At 34.6% G+C, this 1,421-nt stretch carries 2 protein-coding genes; both read left to right on the top strand.

The annotated features are described in order from the left end of the window. The first annotated feature begins 458 nt into the window (after positions 1-458). Complete coding sequence (locus KHU33_RS26060) at positions 459-1,022, top strand: CPBP family intramembrane glutamic endopeptidase (protein WP_211468449.1); 564 nt, start codon at positions 459-461, stop codon at positions 1,020-1,022. Between the two features lie 113 nt (positions 1,023-1,135). After that, positions 1,136-1,318: a class IIb bacteriocin, lactobin A/cerein 7B family gene (locus KHU33_RS26055; RefSeq protein ID WP_211468447.1), complete on the top strand. Its 183-nt coding sequence runs from the start codon at positions 1,136-1,138 to the stop codon at positions 1,316-1,318. The last annotated feature ends 103 nt before the right edge of the window (positions 1,319-1,421 follow it).

Below are 1,421 nucleotides of genomic sequence, written 5' to 3'. Positions count from 1 at the left end.
CAAACCTATCCTTATAGAATTCCGGGAGCGCCGCTGCGTCTATTCTTATCTTATACATAGCGTTCTCACCCTCATGAGACGAAACTGAGAAATCTCCATATCCTCTTATTCCCGATTTATCACCTGTCAAAATCGACAGGTGATAAAAATCATTGTCTATGTTTTAATTCTTTCTAAGTTACATTTAAGAAGAAATTATTTAACAATGAATAACAATTTGTTCTGCCTAGGCACAAGTCTAATTCTGAAGAGAGGGTAGCCGAATTTCCAAAGACGTAATACTATGAATTTAATTTATTGCATATTCGACATTTAATGTAAATGAATGTCATTTTAAAGATGGCAACGGTGATTCGAAGTCTGTGCGGAGAGTAAGAGGTCTATTTATGTTTCGGAGCGTCGGGGATGCAAAGCGTAGCAGAAGAGAGTGTACGCACGATTTTTTTCTGGCGTTGAAAATGGCGGGAGGTTTGTACTTATTTGTATTTTGCTTACTGCAAATTCTTCATGTAGTCCAGGTTGTTCTTAATGCTGCGCTTTTTGAGGTTCCTGACAATATTTTTTGGCGGGACAGAAACTCTTTGTTCTTCGCTATAGCGGCTGTTACTGTTGGCCCTTTGATTGAGGAATTGTTTTTTAGAAAATTTCTACTTGGTATTGTTCTTAAAAAATCCCCAATTCCTGTTGCCTTATGTATTAGTTCAATATTATTTTCTGTAGCACATGTGGATAATTATTCAAATCCTCCTCTAGAGGTTTTTGGATTGATATTTTCTCACGTTGTATTAGGTATTGGTTTGGGAATTTTGTATTTAACAACAAGGAAATTGTTGTATTCAATCATTGCTCATGTAATTTATAATTTTTTTATTTTAACGCCCAAACCTAGCATTCTTTATGCAACAGGAATTATTAATGGTAATGGGTCATTTTTGACCGCTATACCATATTTTATTGTGTTGGTTGGAGCCGTATTTTACTTATTGAAATTATCCGAAAAGTGTAAAGCTTTGAGAGCATAAAAATAATACGCGATGTCGTTGAAAATAAATCTCAGTTTTTGTTGTTGTTTGTAGCAGTTGTTGGTAATAAGGTAATAATAAATTTGTTTTTTTTAATTTAAGGAAATTATAAAATGAGCATCAAGAAATTGACAGAGCAAGAAATTAATTCCGTCTCCGGCGGCACTGAACCAGGTTTGGGTTTTGTTATGCCAAGCCCACTCGTATATGCTTTTGCAGGTGGTGTAGCGCTTGGTTCTTATATATCTGGTGTCGTTTCTACTGCATATTCTCATATGTGTCACATGAAGCAATAAAATAGATTCAAGATATACGTTCAAACGTTAAATATCTTAAATCTACACTCCAGGAATCTACGTAGATTCCTGGAGTATATTTTATTGTGGTCAATTATTTTTT

This window comes from Collimonas silvisoli, from assembly GCF_018305005.1.
Lineage (GTDB): Bacteria > Pseudomonadota > Gammaproteobacteria > Burkholderiales > Burkholderiaceae_D > Collimonas > Collimonas silvisoli.
Note: the sequence above shows the minus strand (reverse complement) of the source record. Positions and strands in the feature narration are given on the sequence as shown.